Origin of the sequence: Bacillus cereus group sp. BfR-BA-01349 (genome assembly GCF_022663795.1) — a bacterium.
Classification (GTDB): Bacteria; Bacillota; Bacilli; order Bacillales; family Bacillaceae_G; genus Bacillus_A; species Bacillus_A cereus.
Window position 1 is genome coordinate 1 of record NZ_JAKUGE010000103.1, and the last position, 2494, is coordinate 2494.

The following is a 2494-nucleotide window of genomic DNA, read 5'->3' on the forward strand; positions in this document are numbered from 1 at the left end:
GTGCGCCCATACGGGCATTTAGAGATTCAACTCTAGCAAAGTTGTAGGCTCAGGTCTCACAAAAGCCTATCATCAACCAACTTATCCATGAAGGAAACTGAACGGGGAGTGTAGCATGTTGGTAAAGCCATAAGTTAATTAGTTACCCAATTACGACTGAATGGCCAGATGAAATGTATAGACAAGGATGAAAGCTAAACTGCTTAAACGATAGTCCAAAGGGGGATATCGAACCCCATGACGAAAGGTAACTAGTAACGTTGTGTAGTAATGACCATTTAATCAGGTGGATGTTAAATGGTAAAGAAGGTCGAGTTCTGTAACCTTAGACTCATGCCCCAGAGACCCATTACTAACTATCCACTGTAGGTGGAAACGGACGAAAGTCGCATCCGACACTATAACAAGCTTATCTCTAAATGTACTAAATGGGGATTACCTAAGTTGGAACGCCAACACAAACTGGCTATTAAGGATGATACCAAGTGCAAAACAAGGTATGTGGCTTATGAATATCCAATAAGGTAACGGAGTTTCCGTAGTAGTCAGAGATAGGGAAAGCCTATTACAAGGCGAAGGGAAACAGTTTATCAGTTTAATACAAATTAGGAAGGAGCGCGAGGCTCTATGAGAAATCCAAATGAGGTATTAAACAGCCTACGTACCATGGCTAGTAATACAGACTACAAGTTCAAGAGGCTATACAGAAACCTGTATAATCCAGAATTTTATTACATGGCATATTCTAAGATATATGCCAAAGAAGGTAATATGACCAAAGGTACGGATGGAAAGAATATCGATGGAATGAGTATTGAAAGAATTAACACTCTTATAGACAAAATTAAACACGAGACTTACAACCCTTATCCAGCTAGACGAGTTTATAGGGAGAAAGCTAATGGTGGTAAAAGACCACTAGGCATCCCTTCTATGGATGATAAAATTATACAAGAAATAATACGAAGTACCCTTGAGAGTACTCATGAATCTACGTTCTCAGATGATTCACATGGGTTTAGACCTAAAAAGAGCTGTCATACTGCGTTAACTCAAATTCAAAAGACATATAGAGGTGTACGATGGTTTGTAGAGGGAGACATAAAAGGTTTCTTCGATAACATAAATCATCATACACTTATAAATATCCTTAAAAGAAGGATTAATGATGAAAAGTTTATAAGGTTAATCTGGAAGTTTCTCAGAGCAGGTTATCTCGAAGAATGGACATATAACAACACATTCTCTGGCACTCCACAAGGAGGCATAATCAGTCCCATACTATCAAATATTTATCTAAACGAATTAGACAAATTTATGAAGATTTACAAACAACAATTTGATAAAGGGTCAACAAGAAAAACAAATCGTGATTATGGGTACCTATCGGAAAAGAAATACCGATTACGAAAGAAACATAAGGAACAATGGGGACAAATGCCAGAGGAAGAAAAAAGAGAAGTGAAACTACAGTGGAACAAACTACACAAAGAACAGCTCTCTATCCATTCAAAAGAACCTATGGACGAAAACTACAAAAGAATTGTATATACCAGGTACGCAGATGATTTCCTCATAGGAATTATAGGTAGTAAAGAAGACGCAATTCAGGTCAAAGAAAATCTTACGATTTTTCTTAAAGAAACCCTTGAACTCGAGTTGTCACAAGAAAAGACTCTCATAACCCATAGTGAAAAATTAGTACAATTTCTCAGTTACGATATTACAATTTCAAGAGAAGAAGCCACAGCGAAAACAACCCATAGAAGGACGAAAAGGCTATTTTCTTACACGCCTAAACTATACGTACCCAAAAGCAAATGGATAAAGAACCTATTTCAAAAAGATGCACTAACAATTGACAAAAATACAGGTACTTGGAAACCTAAGCACAGAACCTATCTAAAAGATAATGACGACTTAGAGATTCTAAGTATATACAACGCAGAAATTCGTGGTCTATATGAATACTACAAATTGGCGAACAACGTAAGTGTTATAAATAAATACAAATACATAATGGAATATAGTATGTATAAGACGTTCGCTAGCAAGTACAAAAAAAGTGTTAAAAAAATACTCAACAAATATAAAACTAATGGGAAATTTGGTATACGATACAAAACTAAAAACGGTGAAAAGATAAGATATCTTTATGACCAAGGATTTCAGAGACAAAAAAGTATAGATACCAACATAGAAGTCGATATTCTCCCAAATACCTTAAAAATGTCTGGACGAACAAGTCTCATTGAACGATTATTAGCTGAAGAATGTGAAGTGTGTGGCAAAAAGAATCAAGCAATCGAAATGCACCACATAAGGAAGTTAAAAGACCTAAAAGGTAAGAAAATGTGGGAGCAAATGATGATTGCTAGAAAAAGAAAAACTATGGCACTCTGCCATCAATGTCACGTAGATTTACACTCAGGTAAGTTGGATTGATAAATGGAGAGCCGTATACTTGGAGACAAGTACGTACGGTTCGGGGGGG

General features: G+C 36.4%; 1 protein-coding gene. It reads left to right on the top strand.

Annotated features, from left to right (window positions below; all coding sequences use genetic code 11):
- Positions 1-627 precede the first annotated feature (627 nt).
- Positions 628-2445 (top strand): reverse transcriptase domain-containing protein, encoded by a 1818-nt coding sequence (locus tag MR169_RS27845; protein WP_242320384.1) that lies wholly within the window; start codon positions 628-630, stop codon positions 2443-2445.
- Positions 2446-2494: the final 49 nt, after the last annotated feature.